The organism is Mycobacterium adipatum, assembly GCF_001644575.1.
Lineage (GTDB): Bacteria > Actinomycetota > Actinomycetes > Mycobacteriales > Mycobacteriaceae > Mycobacterium > Mycobacterium adipatum.
Genome location: NZ_CP015596.1, coordinates 5,551,082 through 5,573,671 on the forward strand (window position 1 = coordinate 5,551,082; position 22,590 = coordinate 5,573,671).

The following is a 22,590-nucleotide window of genomic DNA, read 5'->3' on the forward strand; positions in this document are numbered from 1 at the left end:
GTCAGGGTCCAAAGTAGCCGTTCACCAGCGCGCTACCAAATTAACTGACATCCGCGCGCAACCGGGGTTCGTCGACCTCCCAGTAGCTGTGTTCGGCGCCGTCGAGCAGCACCACCGGCAGCCGGTCTCCGTACTCGGCGCGCAGAGCGGGCTGCCCGGCGGCAGCCGCCGCGTCGACGTCGGTCGTGCTCAGCGCGAAGCCGAGTTCGTCGGCTAGCGCGGCCAGCGTCTCGGCCGCGCGGGCACACATGCTGCAGCCGGCTCGTGTGAGCAACACCACCTGATGGTCCACACATCCAGTATCGCCCCTGCGTGACTTAGGGTTGAGAGGTGTCCGAGACGCCCCCGCCGCCGCCGCCGGACCTGACCGCGGCCGCGTTCTTCGACGTCGACAACACGCTGGTGCACGGGTCCTCGCTGGTGCACTTCGCCCGCGGACTGGCTGCCCGCAAGTACTTCACCTACGGCGACATCCTCGGAATCGTCTACGCGCAGGCCAAGTTTCAGTTCACCGGCAAGGAGAACAGCGACGACGTCGCCGAGGGCAAGCAGAAGGCGCTCGCGTTCATCGAGGGCCGCTCCACCGCCGAACTGGTCGAGCTCGGTGAACAGATCTACGACGAGATCATCGCCGACAAGATCTGGCCGGGCACCCGGGCGCTGGCCCAGATGCACCTCGACGCCGGCCAGCAGGTGTGGCTGGTGACCGCCACCCCGTTCGAGCTCGCCGACACCATCGCCCGGCGCCTCGGCCTGACCGGGGCGTTGGGCACCATCGCCGAGTCGGTCGACGGTGTGTTCACCGGCCGGCTGGTCGGCGACATCCTGCACGGGGCGGGCAAGGCGCATGCGGTCCGGTCGCTGGCCATCCGCGAGGGCCTCAACCTGCGCCGATGCACCGCATACTCGGACAGCTTCAACGATGTGCCGATGTTGTCACTGGTCGGCACCGCGGTGGCGATCAATCCGGATGCCGCGCTGCGCGATGTCGCGCGCGAGCGCGGGTGGGAGATCCGCGACTTCCGTACCGCGCGCAGGGCGGCCCGGATCGGGGTCCCGTCGGCGCTGGCACTGGGCGCGGTGGGCGGTGCGCTGGCCGCGGTGGCCTCTCGCCGCGACGGGGGCGGCTGACCCTCGCGCTGATAGGCTGACCCGCCATGGGAATCGCAGATGAAATCGTCGGAACCCACTTCCGCTACCCCGACTATTTCGAGGTCGGCCGGGAGAAGGTCCGCGAGTTCGCGAACGCGGTGCAGGACGAGCATCCCGCGCATCACTCCGAAGAGGGCGCCGCCGAGCACGGGCACGACGCCATCATCGCGTCCCTGACGTTCATCGCGGTGGCCGGCCGGCGTGTCCAGTTGGAGATCTTCAACCAGTTCGATGTGCCGGTGAACATGGAGCGCGTGCTGCACCGCGACCAGAAGCTGATCTTCCACCGCCCCATCAAGGTCGGCGACAAGCTGTGGTTCGACTCGTATCTGGACTCCGTCATCGAATCGCACGGCGCCATCCTCACCGAGGTGCGCGGCGAGGTCACCGATGACGACGGAAACCCGGTGATGACCACGGTCGTCACCATTCTGGGCGAAGCCGAGCACGAGGGCGAAGCCGATGAGGTGACCGCGCAGATCGCAGCGGCCCGTGATGCCGCGATCGCGAAGATGGTCGCCGGCCAGAACGCCTGATTGCGGCGCCGAAATCGGCGTTTTCGCGGCGAGAAACTAGCCCAGGAAGGTGTTCCGGCGGCTGGCCAGCAACTGATACAGCGTGTGCTGGATGGTCTCGCGGACGTGGTCGGTCAGTTCGAAGGTCACCATCGGATCGTCGGCGGCGGTCTCGTCGTAGCCCTCGGTCGAGATCGGCTCACCGAACCGGATGTGCCACTTGGACGGCAGCGGCACCAGCCCGAGCGGGCCGGCCAGCGGGAACAGCGGGGTCACCGGGAAGTAGGGCAGGCCCAGCACCCGTGCCAGCACCTTGATATCGCCGATCTTGGGATAGATCTCCTCGGAGCCCACGATCGAGCACGGCACGATGGGCACCTGGGCGCGCAGGGCGGCCGAGACGAACCCGCCGCGGCCGAACCGCTGCAGCTTGTAGCGGTCCTTGAACGGCTTGCCCAGGCCCTTGTAGCCCTCGGGGAACACCGCGGTGAGCTCACCGGCGGCGAGCAGGCGGTGCGCATCGGCGGTGCAGGCCACGGTGTGCCCGGCCTTGCGAGCGGCCTGACCGAGGACGGGCATATCGAACACCAGGTCGGCGGCGAGCATGCGAAGCGCCCGATGGCGCGGATGGTGGTCATGCACGGCGACCGAGGCCATCAGACCGTCGAACGGCAGCACGCCGGCGTGGTTGGCCACCACCAGTGCGGCCCCGTCCAGCGGCAGGTTCTCGATACCGCTGACCTCGACCCGGAACCAGGAGTTGAACAGCCCGCGCAGCATCGGCAACACGACAGCGTCGTTGAGGTGGGCGTCGAACCCGAATTCGTCGACGGTGTAGTCGCCGGTCATCCGCTTGGTGACGAACTCGGCGATGCCGGAGATCGCGCGGGCCAGCTCGTTGGGGGTGTCCTCGACGGGCGAACCACCGGCCGCGCCGTTGCGATGCTGATCGATCTCGCGAACGACGGCGGCGATCTGCTCGGCGGACGCCCGGTCATCGGGATCGGTGAGCAATGACGGGTGCCTGCGCGCACTGTCGTTCCGCTGCGAGGCTCGGCGCTGCGCCGAGGACCGACCCGAATTGGAGTGCAGCGGAATCACTTTCGCCCTGGGTTCACCCACCACGCGTCACCCTCTCCCCGGCCCGTTCTCAAGTCCGCCTAGCCTCCGACGCGTTGCGCCAACGCCACCGCACGACTCTCCATCGAGCGTACCCATTTCGGGTCGATGATCGGAGTCAGACCACGTCCCCGCACGTAATCGTCAAAAGCCTCCGCTGTCGTCCACTTAGGGTTATACCCTAAGTCGTTACGCATGCGCGCGGTGTCCATCACCCGGCCGTAGCTCAGATAATTCAGCTGCTCGCGATCGAGTTCGGTGTAACTCGTTGCGCGCCTGAGGGAATCGACCGCGGCCAGGGCCGAACGCGGCACCGGCAACGCCACCCGGCCGGATCGACGGATGGCCTGGCTCATCATGATGATGCCGGACGCGCCGATGTTGAAGGTGCCGGCGCGGCCGACGACAGTGGCACGTTCCAGCGCGCCAAGGGCGTCCTGTTCGTGCAGCAGTTGCAGCCGCGCGTCATGGCCCAGCACCGAGGGCACCACCGGGCCGGCCAGATACCGCGACAGCGCCGTGTCCATTGCGGGCCCGATCATGTTGGCCAGCCGCAGGATGGTCACGGCGATATCGGGACGCCGGCGGGCCAGGCCGCGGGCATACCCCTCGATATCGATGCTGTCGCGGGCGAAACCGTCGGCGGGCGGCCGGCGCGCGCCGCCGTCCTCGGTGAACATCACCGGGTCCCGCGAGCTCGCCCCGTACACCTCGGAGGTGGATTTGAGGACGACCCGGCGTACCGACGGCGCCTTCTGACAGGCCGCGAACAGCTGGATCGCACCCATCACGTTGAGCTCTTTGAGGGTGGCCCGTCCGCCGGCCCGCGGTGCGTAGGACGCCGCCGCGGCATGGACGACGGTGTCGACGTCACCGTTTCGGATGACCTTGGCGATGAACGGGTTGCGGATGTCGGCGCGCACGAATTCCGCGCGCCCCATCCGGCGTAAGAGATCCTTGCTCGGTGCGATGGCGTCGACCGCGATGACGTGGTCGATCGCCGGATTCTGCGCGAGCCGGGCGGTCAGATAGCCCCCGAGGAAACGGCAGGCGCCGGTGACCAGCACCACTTTCGGTTCGGTCGCCTGCTCGTCCATCGGGCCAGCCTATCGGGATGCGCTACTTACCCAGTTTTCTACGCTGAACCCGAGTACGACGAAGCAGCTTCCGGTGCTTCTTCTTGGACATGCGCTTACGCCGCTTCTTGATAACTGAACCCATGAACTCCGCTACCTACCAATGAGTGAACTGACCGCGTCACCTTACCTGGGTGGCCCGGTCAAGAGGAAAACGCGTGCTATCCGGCGTCGAAGTACGACGTCTCGAGCAGGTCGTGGACCGCCTTGGCGTGCACGCGAAACGACCGTCCGACGCGCACCGCGGGCAGTTCGCCGTTGTGCACCAGTCGGTAGACGGTCATCTTGCTCACCCGCATCAGGCTTGCCACTTCCGCGACGGTGAGAAATTGAGCCTTCGGCTGGCCGTCCCCGGCGGAATCCCGCGCCGATGGCCCGTTCAATGACGTCATCGCAACCCAATCCATAAGGCACGGCCGTTCCAGCGGCTTCCCCACCGCTGGCACGTACGCGTGCATACACGAGGAGAATAGCGTGGCCACTGGGGTTATTGCGACGGGTGTGGGCTAATCCGTCCGAAATTGGTGAACTACTCGGATGTAATTCCGAGCTGCTCAGAGCGTGTTTTTGCCGCGGCGATGGCATCGGAGACGGCGCTGCGCAGGCCACCACGTTCGAGTTCCCGCAGACCAGCGGCGGTGGTGCCGCCCGGGGATGTCACCACGGCCCGCAACGCGGCCGCCGAGGTGTCCATCGCACCGGCGGGGGTGTTGTCCCGGCGGTCCAGCAGCATCGCCGCCGATCCCGCCATGGTGTGCACCACGAGTTCGGTGGCCACGTCCCGGCTCAACCCGACGTCCACCCCGGCGTCGATGAGCGCCTCGACCATCAGGAAGAAGTAGGCCGGCCCGGAGCCGGAGACCGCGGTCACCGCGTCCAGCTGCGCTTCGGCGACGGTGAGCACATCGCCGACCGTGTCGAAGATGGCCGTCACCTCCTTGACCTGCTCCGGTGTCGCGAACCTGCCGGCGGCCACCGCGCTGACCCCGCCGCCGACGACCATCGGCGCGTTCGGCATCACCCGGATCACCGGCGCCCCCGCGGGCAGCTTGGCCTCGAAGAACGTCGTGCTCACGCCGGCGGCCACGCTGACGAAGACCTGCTCCTCGCTGCTGCCCTCGGCCCCGGCAACCGCCGCGGCGATCTCACCGGTCACCGCCTCCACATCGGCCGGTTTGACGGCGATGATGATGTAGGCGGCGCTCTCGGCGGCGTCGGCCACCGAGGTCACCAACACCGAATGGGTTTCCGCCAGCTGTTTGGCGCGGTCGGGATGCTTCTCGGCGACGACCAGGTCCTTGACCTGACGTCCCGCCCTCAGGAGCCCCGAGAGCAGCGCTTCGCCGATACTTCCTCCGCCGATGATCGCGATTCTTGACACGGGTGCAGTTTCCCATGACCCGTGCCAGGGCGAGCGAAGCGACGGGGGAAAGTCCCAGGGCGAGCGAAGCGACGGGGGGAAAGTCCCTCCTAGGGCGGCGGCACCAGCGCGAGCTGACGGCTCTGCACCACGATGCGCCCCGCCGAGTCCACCACGACATGGTCCTCGTCGAACCACTCCTGGCCGATCTGGGTCGTCGTGCACAGCACCCGCAGCCAGCCATCGGCCGGGCGGGCCCGCAGGAAGGCCGTCAGCTGCACGGTGGGCGCCCAGCCGAACCGGTTGACCCCGAAGGTCACCGGGGCCGACACGTCGCCACACAGCAGGGCGAAGAGCACGTCCGGGGATTCGCCGCGCGGCCGGACCCAGTACTCGATGACCGGCGGGCCGCCGTCCGAGCGCGGAGCCATCGTCGTCAGCGACGGCCGGATGTCGCAGCCGTGCGCCAGGTGCACGATGTCGGCCATCCGGTGGCCCGGCCCGATCGGCTCCAGCCCGGGCGGCGGTTCGGGTGTCATCAGCGCCACCACGGGGTTGGTGGACAGCAGCGGTGCCGCGTCGTGCTCCGGCACGCCCAAGGTGATCGCCGCGCGGACCGCCACCCGATCGCCCTGCCTCAGCTCGACGTCGACCAGGCTGATCCGACGCCCGCGCTTGCGCACCGTGGTGTGCACCTGCAGCGCACCGGGATCGGGTGCCCACAGGAAGTTTCCGGACACCACGATCGGCTCGATGTCGTCGACTCTCACTTCGGTGCGTGCCGCGTTCGCGCACAACGCCAGCATCGCCCCGCCGTGCACCTTCGGCCCGATGGTCCAGTGCTCGTCGAGCACACCGTCGTAGACGCCGCCGCCGGCCGGCTGAAGGCGCATGGCATCGCTGAACAGCACGCTCATCGCAGCAGATGCTCTCGGGCGAACTGCAGGGACTCGGTCAACAGGGCCTCCCGTTCGGCGGCGGTACGGGCACCCGAAGTGGTGACCTCGAGGATGACGTGGCCGGTGAAATCGCTCGCGGCCAGCAGCCTGCAGACCTCGGCGGCCGGCTGGCTGCCCCGGCCGGGCACCAGATGCTCGTCGGTGGAGGCGCCGCTGCCATCGCACAGGTGCAGGTGCGCCAGGCCGTCGCCCATCCGCGCCGCCATCTCCAGTGCATCGGTGCCGGCGGTGGCGCTGTGCGACAGGTCCAGCGTGTAGTGGGCGTGCCCACCGTCGAGCGGGTCGTAGGACGGTGCGAACGCCGAGATGGCCGGCCCCGGCCGGCCGCCGCGTTTGCGCATCCGCTCGATCGAGGGCGCTCCGGTGCCCCAGAATCTGTCCGCCCGGAACGGGAACATGTTCTCCACCGCGACCAGCACGTCGCTGCCGGCTTCCAGTTCGGCCACCTGGGCGCTGAATCCCTCGGCGTAGCGGCGCTGCCAGCGGAACGGCGGATGCACCACCACGGTCTGGGCGCCCAACTGCTCGGCGGCCCGCACGCTGCGTTCCAGCTTGGCGATCGGATTGGCGCCCCACACGCGCTGCGAGATCAGCAGACACGGCGCGTGCACCGAGAGCACCGGGATGCCGTAGGTCTGCGACATGGCCTCGACGGCCGAGATGTCCTGGCTGGCCGGTTCGGCCCAGACCATCAGCTCGACACCGTCGTAGCCCAGCCGCGCGGCGTAGTCGAAGGCGGCGTCGGTCCGCAGCGGGTACACCGAGGCCGTCGACAGGCCGACCTTGATCGCGGGACGCACTTAGGTGGACTGCAGCAGGGCCAGCGGCCCGAGCGTCACCATGGCACCCACCGCCACCGCGATCAGGGTGCTGGCGATGTCTTCGGTCTTGCGCACCACCCGCACACCGACCACCAGACCCAGGATCACCAGCACCGACAGCGCCAACGCGACGATGTTGTTCCACTTCCACAGCTGGTCGAAGGCGATGAACAGACCGGCACCGAGTGCGACCGCGAGGATGCTCTGCACCACGATCCACACGCCGTGCATGAACGGCGACGGCGCATCGGGTTCGGTGAGATCCAGGGCGGCCAGTGGCTCGTCGAAATCGATGGCCACCTTCTGCGTATCGGGAAGGTCGCCGTCCAGATCGATGTCCTCGGGACCCGATGTCCGGCCGCGGCGGGCCACATCGTCGGCCACGGAATCGCCACCGAACAGTGCGTCGGCGGGCGACCTCAGATACGACGGGCGGGTCTTGACGCCCGCGCCGTCCTCGTCCTCGTCCTGGACCGTGTCATCGTGCAGCGGATCGAAGCTCATCTGCTCGGCGCCGCCGGCCGGAGCATGCGGGTGCTTTTTCAGCAGGTGCGCGTGCCGGCGCGGGGTGAACTCCAGTGGTGCGGGGTCGGCATCGCGCTGCTGCAGATGGTCGGAATAGTCGGCTTCGGCCTGCGCTTCGGGTTCCGTCCCGGCCTCGGATTCGGCCTCGGGCTCCAGCTCGGCCTCGGGCTCGGTTTCGGTTTCGGGTTCGGGTTCCGGCGCGGCTTCGGGCTCGGGCTCGGCCTCGGCGGCCGGCGCCTCGTCCTCGACATCGGCCGGGACCGGGATTTCCTCGGCCGTCGGCGGTTCCTCGAGCGCGACGATCGGGATCTCACCGGTCAATTCGGCGACGGTCACCGCGTCGGCATTGCCGCGGCGACGTCGGCGCCGGCCGCCCGGGGCCGGGGAACCGATCGAGCCGTTCTTGGCGAGCAGTTCCGCCACCGATATCGGGCGAGTGGCTGTGGTATCGCTCGGTTCTGTCATCGTGTGTTGCCCTTGGGAGTGGCTGGGGTGGTCTCGACCAGGGCGGTTCCGTCCGCTTCACTGTCGAGTTTGCGCAGAATCAGTCCCTCCCGCAATGCCCAGGGACAGATCTGTACCGTTTCGACACCCAGCGCTCGCATGCTCGCCTCAGCTACCAATGCGCCCGCCACGATCTGTGGCGCCCGTTCGGCACTCACCCCTTCCAACTCTGCTCTGTCGGCCGTAGTCATCCTAGAGATGAATGCGATCACCTGCCGTAGCCCGGCCGCGGTCAAGGTCCGCTTCACCCGCGGACCGGCCGCCGAGGGGGCCGCACCGGTGAGCCGGGCCAGCGAACGGAACGTCTTGGATGTGGCCACCGTCAGGTCCGGGGTGCCCGCGGCCTGGATCACCGCGCCGGCCTCCGACATCTCGTTGGCCAGCCAGTCCCGCAGCACGGCCACCCGGCGGCGCCCCGGCGGATCCTCGGACAGCCATTCCCTGGTCATCCGGCCGGCGCCGAGCGGCAGCGACATCGCCACCTCGGGCTCCTCGTCGACCCCGCTGGAGAGCTCCAACGATCCGCCGCCGATGTCGATGTTGACGATCCGCCCGGCGCTCCAGCCGTACCAGCGGCGCACCGCCAGGAAGGTCAGCCGGGACTCGTCGACCCCGCTGAGCACCCGCAGCGCCACACCGGTCTCGGCCTGCACACGCGCGAGCACCGCCTCGGAGTTCTTGGCATCGCGCACCGCGGAGGTCGCAAAGGCCATCATTTCCGCGCACCCCGAGTTGGTGGCGATCTTGGCGAACTCGTCGATGGTGGCGACGAGGGCGTCGGAACCCTTTCGGGTCAGCTTCCCGCTGGCGTCGATGGCCTCGGCAAGGCGCAGCGCCGCCTTCGTGGAACTCATCGGTGTCGGGTGCCCGCCGCGATGGGCGTCGACAACCAACAGATGCACCGTATTGCTGCCCACATCCAGCACGCCCAATCGCACGCGACCCACGTTAGTGGGTTTACCGTTGACGGCTGTGGGCACATCACATGTCGGCGGTATCGGTGGCGAGGTCGAACTGGACTTTGCCCGCGAGTGGGTGGAGTTCTACGACCCCGAGGATCCCAAACATCTGATCAAGGCCGATATGACCTGGCTGCTGTCCAGATGGACCTGTGTGTTCGGCACGCCCGCCTGCCAGGGCACCGTGGAAGATCGCCCCGATGACGGGTGCTGCTCGCATGGGGCCTTCCTGTCCGACGACGACGACCGCGCCCTGCTCGATGACGCGGTCAAGACGCTGACCGACGAGGACTGGCATTTCCGCTCCAAGGGGCTGGGCCGCAAGGGCTACCTGGAGGAGGACGAGTATGACGGCAAACCCAACCTGCGTACCCGAAAGTACAAGGGCGCGTGCATCTTCCTGAACCGGCCCGGTTTCGCGGGCGGTATCGGATGCGCCCTGCACTCCAAGGCGCTCAAGCTGGGTGTGGAGCCGCTGACGATGAAACCCGAGGTGTGCTGGCAGCTACCGATCCGCCGCACCCAGGACTGGGTGACCCGACCGGACGGCTCCGATGTGCTGGTCACCGTCGTCACCGAGTACGACCGGCGCGGCTGGGGCGAGGGCGGCCTGGACCTGCACTGGTACTGCACCGGCGACCCGGCCACCCATGTCGGTGAACGGCCGGTCTGGCAGTCCTACCGGCCGGAGCTCACCGCACTGCTCGGTGACAAGGCGTACGCCGAACTGGCCGCCATGTGCAAGCGCCGCGGACAGCTCGGCCTGATCGCCGTGCATCCGGCCACCCGCGCCGCGGAGTCTCAGCCCTCCAACTTGTAGCCCAGCCCGCGCACCGTCACCAGATGCACCGGGCTGGCCGGATCGGCTTCGATCTTGGACCGCAGCCGTTTGACGTGCACGTCGAGGGTCTTGGTGTCCCCGACATAATCCGCACCCCACACCCGGTCGATCAGCTGCCCGCGGGTCAGCACCCGCCCGCTGTTGCGCATCAGGTACTCCAGCAGGTCGAATTCCTTGAGCGGCAGGGTGATCGGTTCCCCGTTGACGCTCACCACGTGGCGCTCCACGTCCATCCGCACCGGGCCGGCCTCCAGCACGCCGTCGGCGATACCGGCATCGTCGCTGTCGGCGCCGCGGCGTAGCACCGCGCGGATCCTGGCGATCAGCTCGCGCGCCGAGTAGGGCTTGGTCACGTAGTCGTCGGCGCCGAGTTCCAGCCCGACCACCTTGTCGATCTCGCTGTCGCGGGCGGTGACCATGATGACGGGCACGCTGGAGCGCGACCGCAACTGTTTGCACACATCGGTCCCGCTCATCCCGGGCAGCATCAGATCCAGCAGGACGATATCGGCACCGGCCCGCTCGAACTCGGCCAGCGCGGCCGGGCCGTCCCCGACAACGGTGGCCTCGAAGCCCTCCTTGCGCAGCAGGAAGGCCAGTGGGTCGGCCAGGGATTCCTCGTCCTCAACGATCAGCACGCTCGTCATGGGGTTGGTCCTCTCTTAGTACGCTTCAACCGATCAGTCCTCATCGACCGATCTGTCGTCCGGGATGGCCGGTATGGCAAGGGTGAACGTCGAGCCGGTGCCCGGCTGACTCCATAACCGGATGGATCCGTTGTGGTTGGCGGCCACGTGTTTGACGATCGCCAGGCCCAGCCCGGTGCCGCCGGTGGCCCGGGAACGGGCCTTGTCGACCCGGAAGAAACGCTCGAACACCCGCTCCTGGTCGGCCCGTGCGATGCCGATACCGCGGTCGGTCACCGCGATCTCGATATCGTTGCCGCGACGGCGCCGGCTGATCGACACCGCGGAACCGTCTGGCGAGTACGCGATGGCATTGGAGACCAGGTTCGCGATGGCGGTCACCAGCAGCCGCTCATCGCCGAGCACCCGGTAACCGGTCGGGGCGTCGGTGGTGATGGCGATATCGGCGTTGTCGGCGGCCACCTTGTAGCGTGACAGCGCCTCGGCGACGACGGTGTCGACATCGACGGCTTCCAGCTGGGGCAGCGGTTCGGCGCCCTGCAACCGGGACAGCTCGATCAGTTCACCGATCATGCTGGCCAGCCGGTTCGATTCGACCACCATCTTCTCGGCGAAACGCCGCACGTTGTCGGGGTCGTCGGTGGAGGCCAGCAGCGCCTCGGCGAGCACACCCATCGCGCCCACCGGTGTCTTCAGTTCATGGCTGACGTTGGCCACGAAATCGCGCCGGGTCGCTTCCATACGCGCCTGCTCGGATTGATCGCCGACGAAGACCACCGCGAACTGGTGGTCCTCCTCGACCAGCAGCCGCACATGCCCGCGCACCGAAAGCCCCGACCGTCCCGACTTCTGCCGTTTGCGCGGGGACAGGTCGATATCGACGTCCTGTCCGGTGGACAGGCAGCGCTGAACCGCCTGCCAGGCGCGATCGTCGAGCAGCCGGTCACGCACCAGGCCCAGTTCGGCGGCCTGGTCGTTCATGTAGACCACGTCGCGGAACCGGTCGACCACCACGATCCCCATCGGGGACATCGCCGCGATGTGGCTCAGCATCTGCGAGATGGTGATACCGCGGCCCTCGTCGGCCATCCGGCGGGCCCGGCGCTGCGCAATTCGCGAGGACACCACCATCCCCGCCGCCACGCCGCCCCCCAGCGCAAGCAATGCCAACGCTGCCGCCAACAGCAACGCGGAACCGACACTCACGCGAAAAGCGTACGCATCAGGTGAACGTCATCCCAGCAGCGTGCGGCCAATCCGGGAGAAGTCACACGATCAAACACAGGAGTTCGGTCGCTGTTTACCTGTGTTCACCTGACGTTGGCCTGTTCAGCGCCCGGCGCGGGGTCTACTTCGCGCCCTGCGCAGGTTCTACTTCGCGCCCTGCGCAGGTTCTACTTCGCGCCCTGCGCAGGTTCTACTTCGCGCCCTGCGCGGCGACCGCGGCGGCACCTGCCGCGGCGGCCTCCGGGTCCAGGTACCGCCCGCCGGGCACCGTGGGCTTGAGTTCGCCGTCCAGCTCGTAGAGCAGCGGGATACCGGTGGGGATGTTAAGGCTGACGATGGCCTCATCGGACATGCCGTCCAGGTACTTCACCAGAGCGCGCAGCGAGTTGCCGTGCGCGGCGATGAGCACCGTCTTGCCGGCCTTGAGGTCGGGCACGATCGTCTGCTCGAAGTAGGGCACGAACCGGGCCACCACGTCGGCGAGGCATTCGGTCAGCGGGCCGCCGTCGATATCGGCGTAGCGCGGGTCCGCGTCCTGGCTGAACTCGCTGCCCTTCTCGATGGGCGGCGGCGGCGTGTCATAGCTGCGCCGCCAGGCCATGAACTGCTCGTCGCCGTACTTCTCCTTGGTGGCGGCCTTGTCCAGACCCTGCAGCGCACCGTAGTGCCGTTCGTTGAGCCGCCAGTCGCGGTGCACCGGAATCCAGAGTCGATCGGCGGCCTCCAGCGCCAGGTTGGCGGTGATGATCGCCCGGCGCAACAGCGAGGTGTAGAGCACATCGGGCAGCACGCCCTGCTCGGCGAGCAGCTCGCCGCCGCGCACCGCCTGGGCCCGGCCCTTCTCGGTGAGGTCGACATCGACCCAACCGGTGAACAGGTTCTTCTCGTTCCACACGCTCTCGCCGTGACGCAGCAGGATCAGATTCGCCATGGCTGGCATTCTGTCACGAAGGCTCGTCGTCGATGAGATGCGCGAAGGCGGCGAGGTTCTTCAGCGACTCGCCGCGGGCCACCCGCCACTCCCATTCCTTCTGGATGGACGAACGAAAACCCAACTCCAGCAAGGTGTTGAAGTCCGAATCGACGGCTTCGAGCACCTGCCCGAGGATCCGGTCGAGTTCGTCGGCGTCGACCGATCTGTTCGCCATCCAGCCCACCAGGTAGATGTCGCCGAGGTTGTCCAGCGTGTAGGCGACCCCGTAGAGCCGGCGGTTGCGCTTGAGCAGGAACTTGTAGACGGCCTCGAAATTCTCGTCGGGGCGCCGGCAGACGAAGGCCTCCACCCGTACCGAGTGCTCGCCGAGGCTCAGGATGGTGTTGGTCTTGAGCCTGCGTTCACCCGGCAACGCCACCACGATGCCGGGCAGCCCGCCGTGGGCGCCCTTGTGATGCTCGTATTCGAGATCGTTGGCCTGCAGCGTGTTCTCGATGATGGCCTGGACCGCATCGCTCATGCCCGCACTCCCCTGCGCAGCGCGAACCGCCTGCCGTTGCGGCGCCCGGCGGGTTCACGGCGCGGATGCCGGGCGCGGTAGTCGGTGATGGCGTGGGTGTAGCTGTCCAGCAGCGCGTCCACGGTATGGGCCCAGGAGAAGGTCGCGGCGTGCGCCAGCGCGGCGTCGCGCATCGTCTCCGGGCCGCGCTGCAGCAGCGCGCCGATCGCCTGCGACCAGTCCTGCGCGTCGTGCCCGTCGACCAATGTGCCGCTCACCCCGTCGCGCACCGCGACCGGCAACCCGCCGACCGCCGCGGCCACCACCGGGGTGCCACAGGCCTGCGCCTCGACGGCGACCAGACCGAAGGATTCCGAGTAGCTGGGCACGGCGACGATGTCGGCGGCGCGGTAGACGTTCACCAACGCTTCGCGGGACTGCGGCGGCAGGAAGCTCACCCGCGAACCGATACCCAGTTCCTCGGCGAGCCGAACCAACGAGTCGGGAGCGGCCAGACCGCTGCCCGAGGGCCCGCCGGCGATCACCACCCGCAGGTCCGGAAGCTTCGCCGCGGCGCGCAGCAGCACATCGGGAGCCTTCAACGGCTGGATACGTCCGATGAAGGCGACCACCTTCTCGTGCGGATCGAGCCCGAGCGCCGCCCGCGCGTCACGCTTGGAGCCCGGCGTGAACACCTGCAGGTCGACCCCGGGGTGCACCACGTCGATATCCCGGCGGTCCGCGCGGTGCAGCGAAACCAGTTGCTGCGCTTCGATTTCGGTGTTGACGATCAGGCGGTCGGCCTCGTCGACCACCTGTTGTTCGCCGACCGAGCGCAGCATGGGCTCGGGAGAATCGCCGTGGGCCAGCGCGGAATTCTTCACCGCGGCCAGGGTATGGGCGGTGTGCACCAGCGGCACCGCCCAGCGATCGGCCGCCAGCCAGCCGACCTGCCCGGACAGCCAATAATGCGAATGCACGATGTCGTAGTAGCCCGGCTCGTGAGTGGCCTCGGCCCGCAGCACCCCGGCGGTGAACGCGCACAGCTGGGTGGGCAGATCGTGCTTGTCGAGCCCCTCGAAGGGCCCGGCCACCACATTGCGCACCAGCACGCCGGGCACCACCTGCACCACCGGCTCATCCGCCGACGACGTGGCCCGGGTGAAGATCTCCACCTCGACACCGCGGCGGGCCAGTTCCAGCGCGGTCTGCAGCACGTAGACGTTCATGCCGCCGGCGTCGCCGGTGCCCGGTTGGGCCAGCGGGGAGGTGTGCACCGAGAGCACCGCTACGCGGCGGGGGGTGTCCGACAGGGCGGACTCTGGCACGGCGCGCACAAACACATGTCTACACCTGCGTGATCACGACGCTCCGAGCACACCGGCTTCACCGCGGCGCAGCTGGGCGCGGCGCATGGCGGCGATCGGGTCGGCGTAGAGCCCGCCGAGGGACACCACCCCCGCACCGGCCTCCTGGACGCGGTTACCGAACGCGGTGACCCGGATATCGCGGGGTCCCAGCACGGTGCGCGCCGCGAACGCCCGCTGCACCAACTCGATCCCTTCCGGGTACTCGGTGAACGCCTGACCACCGACCACCAGATCGTCGGGGTTGAGCATGTCGCGCAGCAGCGCCACGGCCGCACCGAGCACCCGGGCCCGTTCGGCCAGCAATGCACCGGCACCGGCATGGCCGGCCCGGGCGGCACGCAATACCGCGGGCAGTGTCGACGCCGGGCCCTCCGACGGCACGATGCGCTGGGCGCGGGCCGCGGTGAGCACCGCTTCGTCACTCACTGTTGATTCCAGTTTTCCTGTGCCACCCAGTAATTCGGAGTCGACCGGCAGCGCGGCGATGGTGCCCGGGCCGCCGGACGGGGAGTGCACCCGGCCGCCGATGGACAGCGCATACCCGACGGTCTCGCGGGCATAGACGTACAGGCTGGTGCCGGCCTGCGCGCCGGGACGACGCACCCCGAGCAGCAGTTCGGCACCGGCCATCGCGTCCACGTGGGAGGCCACCGAAACCGGTAGCCCCAGGGTCTCGGCCAGGACGGGGCCGACCGGCGCCGCCGACCAACCCAGCCGGGCATGGTCCAGATGGCCCGACACGCTGTCCACGACGCCACCGGCAGCAACGCCCACCCACAGCGGGCGACGGCGATGCCAGCGGCTCAAGTAGCGTCGCGCGCTGCCGGCCAATGCGGCCAGCGCCGCGTCCTGCGGGCCGCGCGGGGTCGGGGTCTCCACGACGTCGAGGGTGCGCCCGAACAGGTCGGTGGCCACGATGCTGGTGGTCTTCGCACCGATGTGCAGGCCCAGCGTCAGATACGGCTCATGGTTGACCTCCACCGGGACCCGCGGGCGACCGATGGCGCCGGACACCGCGAGATCCGCGCGCTCGCGCAGCACGCCCGCGTCGATCAGCGCGCTCACCTGGCGATTCACGGTGGCGATACTCAGCCCCGTCACCCGGGCGATGGCGTCCCGGGCGATCGGGCCGCGCTGGCGGGCGGCACCGAACACCGACGCGGCGGCCGCGTCGGCCACCTTCAGCGACGGCGCCACGATGTGGTGCCGGGCCAACAGGGCACGCTTGGCGTGCACGGCGGGGGTCTGGCGAGCCGGGGCGGCAGATGTAGCGATGGTGGTCATGGGAGTCCTCTGGCCTGAGTCGGGTGGTGGGCTTCTGCCACACCGGCGACTCAGCGGGACGAAATGGTCCTCGGGGTCAGCAGGGCGCGGCGGGTGCGCAACAACAACACGCACGCCGCGCGGCGAAACCGCTGATCGAGGACATGGCGTCAACCTAGCACGACCATCGGCACTCGCGCGAAGGTCGCCATGGCGGGCCTAATGTTGGGACCATGACGACCTCAACAGATTCCCGGCGCGTCGCGGTGGTCACCGGAGCCGGCGCCGGAATCGGTGAAGCGACCGCGAAAACCCTTGCCGCACAGGGCTTTCATGTGATCTGCGTGGCACGCCGGCCGGGGCCCATCGAGGCGCTGGCCGCCGCCATCGACGGCACCGCGATTGTGGCCGATGTCACCGACCCGGACGCCGTGGCGGCGCTCGCGCAGCGCCTGGACCGGGTGGATGTGCTCGTCAACAACGCCGGCGGGGCGCGCGGGCTGGAGTCGGTGGCCGACGCCGATATCGAGAAATGGCGCTGGATGTGGGAAGCCAACGTGCTCGGCACGCTGTACGTCACGAAGGCGCTGCTGCCCAAGCTGATCGACTCCGGGGACGGGCTCATCGTCACCGTCACCTCGATCGCCGCGCTGGAGACCTACGACAACGGCGCCGGCTACACGACGGCCAAGCACGCCCAGGGGGTGCTGCATCGCACGCTGCGCAGTGAGCTGTTCGGTAAACCGGTGCGGCTCACCGAGGTGGCACCGGGCATGGTCAAGACCGACTTCTCGCTGAACCGTTTCGACGGTGACGCCGAACGCGCCGAGAAGGTGTACGCCGGCGTCGAACCGCTGGTGGCCGAGGACATCGCCGAGGTCATCGGATTCGTGGCGAGCCGACCCGCACACGTCGACCTGGACCTCATCGTGGTCCGCCCGCGCGATCAGGTCACCGGCGCGACCGGATCCCGCATCAACCGCCGGGCGTAGCAGCCGGCGTCGTGGTGGGTGTGCCCGACAGCGTCGGCGCATCGCTCGGCGTCACCGGCGCGGTGACCGGGATGTTCGACGGCTTCTGCGCCGAGAGCGCCGACATCGCCGTCCACTCGCTCCACGGCACGGCCCAGTCCCAGATGTCGCCGTCGGCGTAGGACAGGTCGATGCGGGTGCCGGTCACCTCGACCGGATCGCCGTACAGCGCGGTGTTGAAGTACTGCTCGGCGTCCTCGAGGGACAGGTTGATGCAGCCGTTGGTGACATTGCTGTTGCCCTGTGCCCCCGAGCTCGCCGGGTTGGCGTGGATGAACTCGCCGTTGTTGGAGATCCGCACCGCGAACCGCTCCCGCACATTGGCGTAGCCGGCGGCCGGGTTGGTCATGTAGAAGTCCTCGTACTTCTCGGTGACCACGTGGATACCGCTGCGCGTGACGTTGCGGTCCAGGTCGCCCTCGCCGTAGCTGCACGGGAAGTCCATGATCACCGCACCGGCGCCGTCGAGCACCTGGATGCGATGGCTGGACGCCTCGGCCTTGACCACCTGGCGCCGGCCAATGGTGAAGTCCAGCGTGGAATCGGCGGCACCGTAGGCATCCGGCCCGAACGGCACCCCGTAGAGCTTGGCGTCCACGTGCACGGTGGTGCCGCTCGGGTAGTAGTCCTTGGTGCGCCAGTGCACCCGGGAGCCGCCGACCTCATCGGGTAGCCACGCCCAGCTGCCCTCCACCTCCGGGGTGGTGGTGACCCGCAACGCCTTCTCCACCTCGGCGCGGTCGCTCTCGGCGATCGCCGCGTCGAACTGCAGGATGATCGGCGCGGCCACCCCGACGGTCTGGTGATCGGCGAGCTGGAACACACCGTTGACGGTGGTCTGCGGGTTGACGGTGCTGAACCCGCCGGCCACCGGCACCGCCTTACCGTCGCGGCCCACCACCGAGCCGGCCCAGGTGTAGTCACCGCCGAAGCCCAGCGGCTCGGTGACGGTGAATTCGGTGCGATCGCGGTTGAGTTTGCCGTCCACCGGTTCGCCGGCGGCATTGGTCAGCGCGATGCGCTGGAACCATCCGTCTGTGACGGTGACCCCGGCCGCGGCGGTCGGCAGCACGTCGGCGGACCCGTCTTCGGGGCTCAACGTGATGGTCGGTGCCGATGCCTGCTCGGTGGGCTCCGGGGCACCGGTTCCGGTACCGGAGGTGCGGCTGCAGGCGGCCGCCAGGACGCCGGCTCCGCCGAGGCCGAGGATGGTCAGTGCACGACGGCGGCTCAGCTGAGCGTCGTCACGTCCACCGGGAGGTCTCACGTGGACCCAGCGTACCTAGAGTGCGCACCCGATCAGTACCGGCTCGGGTGTGAGTTCGATCCCGAACCGGCTGCGCACACCGTCGCGCACCGTCCTGGCCAGTGCGATCAGATCCGCGCTGGTCGCCGCGCCGCGATTGGTCAGGGCCAGCGCGTGTTTGGTGGACAGCCGGGCCGGTCCCGCGGGGCCGGGATAACCCTTGCCGAAACCGGACTGCTCGACGAGCCAGCCGGCGGCCAGTTTCACCCCGTCGGGGGCGGGATAGTGCGGGACTGCTCCCTCGGTGTCGGCGCGGAGGCGTTCGAAGACCTCGGGTTCCACCACCGGATTGGTGAAGAAGGAGCCCACGCTCCAGGTGTCGTGATCGGCCGCGTCCAAGACCATGCCCTTGGCGGCCCGCAGGGCCAGCACCGCCTCGCGCACCCGCACCGGGTCGGCGCTCTGCCCCGCCGGGACGCCCAACTTGGTGGCCAGTTCGCCGTAGCGCAGCGGCGCGCTACGCCCGCCCGGGTCGAGGGTGAACTCCACTTCCAGCACGACGATCGCGGACTGGTACTTGAGCACGCTGTGCCGATACCCGAACCCCAGCCGGTCCGGCCCCACCCATTCGTCGGTGCCGGTGGTGCGGTCCAGCAGCCTGACCCGGGAGATGGTGTCGGCGACCTCGGCCCCGTACGCGCCGACGTTCTGGATCGGTGTGGCACCCGCCGAGCCGGGGATACCGGACAGGCATTCCAACCCGCCGAGCCCGTGCGCAAGCGCGGCCGCCACCACGTCATCCCAGCGTGCACCGGCCTCCGCACGCAGCACCGCGCCGTCGACGGTGATCGCGGTGTTGCCGACCGCGACCACCGTCAATCCGGTCAGGTCGTCGGCCAACACCACGTTCGAGCCGCCGGCCAGCACCAGCACGTCGTCACCCACCGGCAGGGCCGACAACACGGCGGCCAGCGTATCGGTGGTGTCGCAGGTGATCAGGCGCTGCGCGACCGGGCCGATGCGCAATGTCGTCCGCGTAGCGAGCGATACGTTCTCGGCGACCGCCGCACCCGCGAATTTCGTTCCGGCCACGGACGCTAACGGTAGCGTGACGGGCATGCCGCGTTCGTATGACATGGCGGCCGAGTACGCGTGCAGCGTGGCCGAGGTGCACGGGGCGTTCGCCGACGAGGCGTACTGGCTGGCGCGGCTGGCGAAGTCGGGCTGCGATGACGTCTCGCTGGACGCCCTGAGAAACGACGACGACGGCCTCACCATCGCCACCACCCAAACCATCGGGTTCACCCGGCTGCCCGGATTCGTCAGGCACCTGCACAGCGGCGACCTCACCCTGGTCCGCGAGGAGACCTGGACCCCGGTCCGCGACGGCCGGGCCACCGGCACCATCAGGGGCGTCGTGCCGGGCGCCCCGGTCAGCGTCACCGGTACCGCCCGGATGAGCACCATCGACACCGGCGCCCGGGTGGACGTGCACGCCATCGTCGAGGTCCGGATCCCGCTGGTGGGCGGCAAGGTGGAGGGCTTCATCGGCGGCCAACTTGCGGAGATGGTCCGGCTGGAAGAACAGTTCACCTCGACATGGATCACCGAACGGGCCTGAAGAAACCGCTGGGCCAGGCGACGCGCGGCACCACCGGGTACAACCGGCTGCGTCGCAGCGACCGCTGGTTGGTGCACTCCCCGCGGGTGCGCGCGGCGCTGCAGTCCACCGCCGATCCGCTGGTGGTGGATCTGGGTTACGGTGCGCTACCCATCACCACCCTGGAATTGGCATCGCGGCTGCAGACGGTGCGCGCCCAGGTGCGGGTGATCGGGCTGGAGATCCATCCCGAGCGGGTCCGCACCGCCCGGCAGGCCGCCACCGACGGTGTCGAGTTCGCGCTCGGCGGTTTCGAGCTGGCCGGGCTGACACCGGTGCTGGTGCGGGCGTTCAACGTGTTGCGGCAGTACCCGGTGACCGAGGTGGCCGACGCGTGGGCGCAGCTGTGCGCGCGGCTGGCCCCGGGCGGGCTGCTGATCGACGGGACGTGCGACGAACTGGGACGGCTGTGCTGCTGGGTGCTGCTGGACGCCGACGGTCCGGTGAGCCTGACCATGGCCTGTGACCCGTTCGCCATCGAACGCCCCTCCGACCTGGCCGAGCGGCTGCCGAAGGTGCTGATCCACCACAACGTGGCGGGCCAGCCGGTGCACACCCTGCTCCAGGCCGCGGACCGGGCCTGGGCGGCCGCGGCCGGGCACGGTGTGTTCGGCCCGCGGGTGCGCTGGCGGGCGATGCTGGCGCAGTTGCACGGGGAGGGTTTTCCGGTCGATCCGCCGCGCCGGAGGCTGCGGGACGGGGTGCTCACCGTGCCGTGGGCGGCCGTCGCGCCGCCGACCTAGGCTGGCGACATGCGGATTGCGCTCGCTCAGATCCGGTCCGGCACCGACCCGGCGGCAAACCTGGACCTCGTCGACTCCCACAGCCGTGCCGCCGCCGAGGCCGGCGCCACGCTGGTGCTGTTTCCCGAGGCCACCATGTGCCGGTTCGGGGTGCCGCTGGCCCCGGTCGCCGAACCGCGCGACGGCCGCTGGGCCGACGGGGTGCGCTCGGTCGCGCAGCGCACCGGGATCACCGTCGTGGCGGGCATGTTCTGCCCGTCGGATGACGGCCGGGTGACCAACACGCTGATCGCGGCCGGCCCCGGCACCGATGCGCACTACGACAAGATCCACCTTTACGACGCGTTCGGATTCGCCGAGTCCAAGACCGTGGCGCCCGGTGACCAGCCGACGGTCATCGATGTCGGCGGGGTGCGGGTCGGGCTGACCCTCTGCTACGACATCCGCTTCCCCGCGCTGTACACCGAACTGGCCGATCGCGGCGCTCAACTCATCACGGTGCACGCCTCCTGGGGGACCGGCCCCGGCAAGCTCGACCAGTGGACGTTGCTGGCCCGCGCGCGTGCCATCGACACCACCGCGGTGGTGGCCGCGGTCGATCAGGCCTACCCCGGCGACGAGGTCGCCGCGCTCGGCCCGACCGGTGTGGGCGGCAGCCTGGTGGCCTCGGCGACCGGCGATGTCATCGCGGTCGCCGGAGCCGACGAACAGCTGCTGGTGACCGATATCGACCTGACCGCCGCGGCCCGGGCCCGCGAGACGATCGCGGTGCTGCGTAACCGCACTCACTTCGCTAGGGCACAATCGACGGCGTGACCGATCCCTGGGCCCGCCCCGCCGACGAGGTGCCCCCGCACCCGCCCGTGCCGCAGCCACCGCCGCCGCCCCAGCCGGAGCCGACGGCGGAGTCCACGCCGGAGCCCGAGCCGCGGAGCAAGCTCAAGCGCTTCTTCCGTGACCCGCTGTCCATCGTCCTGGTGGTGGTCATCGTCGCGGCCCTGGTGGTCGCCGGTGTCATCGGCACCGAGTTGGTGGCCCGCCGGATCGCCGACTCCACGGTCACCCGCGTCACCTCGTGTGTGGTGCAGGACAACGTCGAGGTGTCCTTCGGCCCGCGCCCGGTCGTGCTCCAATATCTGAGCGACAACTACAACAACATCACCGTGACCACCGGCGGCGAGCGTATCCGCGAGGCCGAGGGCATGAAGGCCGAGATCGTCATCAACGACGTCCGGGTCACCAACAATCCGGCCGCCCCGGGCACCGTCGGCGCGCTGGACGCCAAGATCACCTGGTCGGCCGACGGCATCAAGCGGACCATCCAGAACGCGATCCCGCTGATCGGCAGTTTCGTCAACGGCGTGACCACCAACCCCAGCGACGGCACCATCGAACTGCAGGGCATGCTCGGCAGCATCGTCACCAAGCCCGAGGTCCGCAACAACGAGCTGACGCTGACGGTGGAGGCGCTGACCGGCCTGGGCTTCGTGCTGCCGCGGGAGACCGTGCAGCCCGCGCTGGACGCATTCTTGAAGCAGATGACCGAGAACTACCCGCTGGGCATCAAGGCCGACAGCGTCGAGGTGACCGACTCCGGGGTGATCGCGAAGTTCTTCACCCGCAACGCGACGATGCCGGCCAGCACCGGGCAGAACTCCGACCCGTGCTTCGCGGGGCTCTGACTAGAACGGCTCTTCGGTGCCGCCCGGGTTACACCCGGCGGCGACCAGTTCGGCGTCGCTGACCACGGGGCGCCACGGCTCCAGATTCCAGCTGGTCTTGCCCGGCTCGATGAACTCGGCGAACTGCCAGTGGCAGTTGAACTGGGCCTGCATGCCCGGGATATCGGCCTCCGGCGAGAGGGTCAGCACCTCGGCCCAGGCCTGGTCCTGCTGGGCCTGAGTGCCCGGTGTCGCGGCCTGCGCCCGACCCGCGGGCGTCGGATACACCCGCAGGCTCTTCAGGTCGCCCCACTGCACCCAGGAGGTGTGGTCGATGTAGCCGACGGGCTCGGCGGCGGCAACCGGCGCGCTCAGCAGCACGCCTGCCGCGCACAGCGCGGCACTGACGAGGCGCATC

General features: G+C 69.1%; 27 protein-coding genes. 8 read left to right on the forward strand and 19 right to left on the reverse strand.

Features of this window, described 5'->3' with window-relative positions:
• Positions 1 to 40: 40 nt before the first annotated feature.
• Positions 41 to 250 (reverse strand): glutaredoxin family protein, encoded by a 210-nt coding sequence (locus tag A7U43_RS26420; RefSeq protein ID WP_418287701.1) that lies wholly within the window; start codon positions 248 to 250, stop codon positions 41 to 43.
• A gap of 80 nt (positions 251 to 330) precedes the next feature.
• Between A7U43_RS26420 and A7U43_RS26425 the strand changes: the two genes are divergently transcribed.
• A complete protein-coding gene (locus A7U43_RS26425; protein WP_197499923.1) occupies positions 331 to 1,131 on the forward strand; it encodes an HAD family hydrolase in 801 nt (266 codons plus the stop codon).
• A gap of 26 nt (positions 1,132 to 1,157) precedes the next feature.
• Positions 1,158 to 1,688: an FAS1-like dehydratase domain-containing protein gene (locus tag A7U43_RS26430; protein WP_068001002.1), complete on the forward strand. Its 531-nt coding sequence runs from the start codon at positions 1,158 to 1,160 to the stop codon at positions 1,686 to 1,688.
• 36 nt (positions 1,689 to 1,724) lie between these two features.
• On the opposite strand, the gene A7U43_RS26435 is transcribed toward A7U43_RS26430, so the two are convergent.
• The 9 genes from A7U43_RS26435 to A7U43_RS26470 all read right to left on the reverse strand — a co-directional run bounded on the left by A7U43_RS26435 (position 1,725) and on the right by A7U43_RS26470 (position 9,029).
• Positions 1,725 to 2,792, reverse strand: a complete 1,068-nt coding sequence (locus tag A7U43_RS26435; protein ID WP_068001005.1) for a lysophospholipid acyltransferase family protein — start codon at positions 2,790 to 2,792, stop codon at positions 1,725 to 1,727.
• Between the two features lie 35 nt (positions 2,793 to 2,827).
• A complete protein-coding gene (locus tag A7U43_RS26440) occupies positions 2,828 to 3,883 on the reverse strand; it encodes an SDR family oxidoreductase (protein ID WP_068001008.1) in 1,056 nt (351 codons plus the stop codon).
• A gap of 22 nt (positions 3,884 to 3,905) precedes the next feature.
• Entirely contained in the window at positions 3,906 to 4,007 is a 102-nt protein-coding gene (locus tag A7U43_RS29405; RefSeq protein WP_003402602.1) for a 30S ribosomal protein bS22, read from the reverse strand.
• A gap of 76 nt (positions 4,008 to 4,083) precedes the next feature.
• On the reverse strand, positions 4,084 to 4,314 hold the full coding sequence (locus A7U43_RS26445; RefSeq protein ID WP_057170115.1) for a cell division/environmental response transcriptional regulator: 231 nt from the start codon (positions 4,312 to 4,314) through the stop codon (positions 4,084 to 4,086).
• Positions 4,315 to 4,451: 137 nt separating this feature from the next.
• Positions 4,452 to 5,303 (reverse strand): pyrroline-5-carboxylate reductase, encoded by an 852-nt coding sequence (gene proC, locus A7U43_RS26450; RefSeq protein WP_068001011.1) that lies wholly within the window; start codon positions 5,301 to 5,303, stop codon positions 4,452 to 4,454.
• Positions 5,304 to 5,392: 89 nt separating this feature from the next.
• Positions 5,393 to 6,199 (reverse strand): thioesterase family protein, encoded by an 807-nt coding sequence (locus A7U43_RS26455; protein ID WP_068001013.1) that lies wholly within the window; start codon positions 6,197 to 6,199, stop codon positions 5,393 to 5,395.
• Positions 6,196 to 7,041 carry a sugar phosphate isomerase/epimerase family protein gene (locus A7U43_RS26460; RefSeq protein WP_068001016.1) on the reverse strand — a complete coding sequence of 282 codons (846 nt, stop codon included), beginning with the start codon at positions 7,039 to 7,041 and terminating at the stop codon, positions 6,196 to 6,198. Before A7U43_RS26460 ends, A7U43_RS26455 begins: the two co-directional genes overlap by 4 nt.
• Positions 7,042 to 8,052, reverse strand: a complete 1,011-nt coding sequence (locus A7U43_RS26465) for a hypothetical protein (protein ID WP_068001020.1) — start codon at positions 8,050 to 8,052, stop codon at positions 7,042 to 7,044.
• The gene (locus tag A7U43_RS26470) at positions 8,049 to 9,029 is read right to left on the reverse strand and encodes a Ppx/GppA family phosphatase (protein ID WP_068003841.1); all 981 of its coding nucleotides are present in this window, start codon (positions 9,027 to 9,029) and stop codon (positions 8,049 to 8,051) included. The genes A7U43_RS26465 and A7U43_RS26470 overlap by 4 nt, the downstream gene beginning before the upstream one ends.
• Before the next feature lie 34 nt (positions 9,030 to 9,063).
• Here A7U43_RS26470 and A7U43_RS26475 point away from each other — a divergent pair, with 34 nt between their 5' ends.
• Entirely contained in the window at positions 9,064 to 9,870 is an 807-nt protein-coding gene (locus A7U43_RS26475) for a DUF3109 family protein (RefSeq protein WP_231963473.1), read from the forward strand.
• Here the strand turns inward: A7U43_RS26475 and regX are convergent.
• From regX to A7U43_RS26505, 6 genes are all read right to left on the reverse strand, one after another.
• On the reverse strand, positions 9,852 to 10,538 hold the full coding sequence (gene regX, locus A7U43_RS26480) for a two-component sensory transduction protein RegX (protein ID WP_068001024.1): 687 nt from the start codon (positions 10,536 to 10,538) through the stop codon (positions 9,852 to 9,854). The two genes, A7U43_RS26475 and regX, sit on opposite strands and share 19 nt — an antisense overlap.
• A 33-nt stretch (positions 10,539 to 10,571) precedes the next feature.
• The gene (locus A7U43_RS26485) at positions 10,572 to 11,744 is read right to left on the reverse strand and encodes a sensor histidine kinase (RefSeq protein WP_068001028.1); all 1,173 of its coding nucleotides are present in this window, start codon (positions 11,742 to 11,744) and stop codon (positions 10,572 to 10,574) included.
• Positions 11,745 to 11,955: 211 nt separating this feature from the next.
• Complete coding sequence (locus A7U43_RS26490) at positions 11,956 to 12,705, reverse strand: phosphoglyceromutase (RefSeq protein ID WP_197499924.1); 750 nt, start codon at positions 12,703 to 12,705, stop codon at positions 11,956 to 11,958.
• A gap of 4 nt (positions 12,706 to 12,709) precedes the next feature.
• Positions 12,710 to 13,219, reverse strand: coding sequence for a type III secretion system chaperone family protein (locus A7U43_RS26495; RefSeq protein ID WP_068001033.1), 510 nt, complete (start codon positions 13,217 to 13,219; stop codon positions 12,710 to 12,712).
• Entirely contained in the window at positions 13,216 to 14,535 is a 1,320-nt protein-coding gene (mshA, locus tag A7U43_RS26500) for a D-inositol-3-phosphate glycosyltransferase (protein ID WP_418287664.1), read from the reverse strand. Before mshA ends, A7U43_RS26495 begins: the two co-directional genes overlap by 4 nt.
• 24 nt (positions 14,536 to 14,559) lie before the next feature.
• On the reverse strand, positions 14,560 to 15,852 hold the full coding sequence (locus tag A7U43_RS26505) for an ROK family transcriptional regulator (protein ID WP_068001037.1): 1,293 nt from the start codon (positions 15,850 to 15,852) through the stop codon (positions 14,560 to 14,562).
• 212 nt (positions 15,853 to 16,064) lie between these two features.
• On the opposite strand from A7U43_RS26505, the gene A7U43_RS26510 reads away from it, so the two are divergent.
• Positions 16,065 to 16,823, forward strand: a complete 759-nt coding sequence (locus A7U43_RS26510; protein WP_068001041.1) for an SDR family oxidoreductase — start codon at positions 16,065 to 16,067, stop codon at positions 16,821 to 16,823.
• Here the strand turns inward: A7U43_RS26510 and A7U43_RS26515 are convergent.
• Positions 16,807 to 18,129 (reverse strand): L,D-transpeptidase, encoded by a 1,323-nt coding sequence (locus A7U43_RS26515; protein ID WP_068001046.1) that lies wholly within the window; start codon positions 18,127 to 18,129, stop codon positions 16,807 to 16,809. The two genes, A7U43_RS26510 and A7U43_RS26515, sit on opposite strands and share 17 nt — an antisense overlap.
• Positions 18,130 to 18,144: 15 nt before the next feature.
• Complete coding sequence (locus A7U43_RS26520; protein ID WP_197499926.1) at positions 18,145 to 19,227, reverse strand: UDP-N-acetylmuramate dehydrogenase; 1,083 nt, start codon at positions 19,225 to 19,227, stop codon at positions 18,145 to 18,147.
• On the opposite strand from A7U43_RS26520, the gene A7U43_RS26525 reads away from it, so the two are divergent.
• Genes A7U43_RS26525 through A7U43_RS26540 form a run of 4 tightly spaced genes read left to right on the forward strand, consistent with a single transcriptional unit; the run spans position 19,226 to position 22,193 of the window.
• Positions 19,226 to 19,729, forward strand: coding sequence for a DUF2505 domain-containing protein (locus A7U43_RS26525; protein WP_068001054.1), 504 nt, complete (start codon positions 19,226 to 19,228; stop codon positions 19,727 to 19,729). The genes A7U43_RS26520 and A7U43_RS26525 overlap by 2 nt on opposite strands.
• Positions 19,708 to 20,511, forward strand: coding sequence for a methyltransferase domain-containing protein (locus A7U43_RS26530; RefSeq protein ID WP_068001057.1), 804 nt, complete (start codon positions 19,708 to 19,710; stop codon positions 20,509 to 20,511). Before A7U43_RS26525 ends, A7U43_RS26530 begins: the two co-directional genes overlap by 22 nt.
• A 9-nt stretch (positions 20,512 to 20,520) precedes the next feature.
• Positions 20,521 to 21,327: a carbon-nitrogen hydrolase family protein gene (locus tag A7U43_RS26535; protein WP_068001060.1), complete on the forward strand. Its 807-nt coding sequence runs from the start codon at positions 20,521 to 20,523 to the stop codon at positions 21,325 to 21,327.
• Positions 21,324 to 22,193: an LmeA family phospholipid-binding protein gene (locus tag A7U43_RS26540; RefSeq protein WP_068001064.1), complete on the forward strand. Its 870-nt coding sequence runs from the start codon at positions 21,324 to 21,326 to the stop codon at positions 22,191 to 22,193. The genes A7U43_RS26535 and A7U43_RS26540 overlap by 4 nt, the downstream gene beginning before the upstream one ends.
• On the opposite strand, the gene A7U43_RS26545 is transcribed toward A7U43_RS26540, so the two are convergent.
• Positions 22,194 to 22,589, reverse strand: coding sequence for a DUF2599 domain-containing protein (locus A7U43_RS26545; protein WP_068001067.1), 396 nt, complete (start codon positions 22,587 to 22,589; stop codon positions 22,194 to 22,196). It abuts the gene before it with no gap.
• Position 22,590 lies beyond the last annotated feature (1 nt).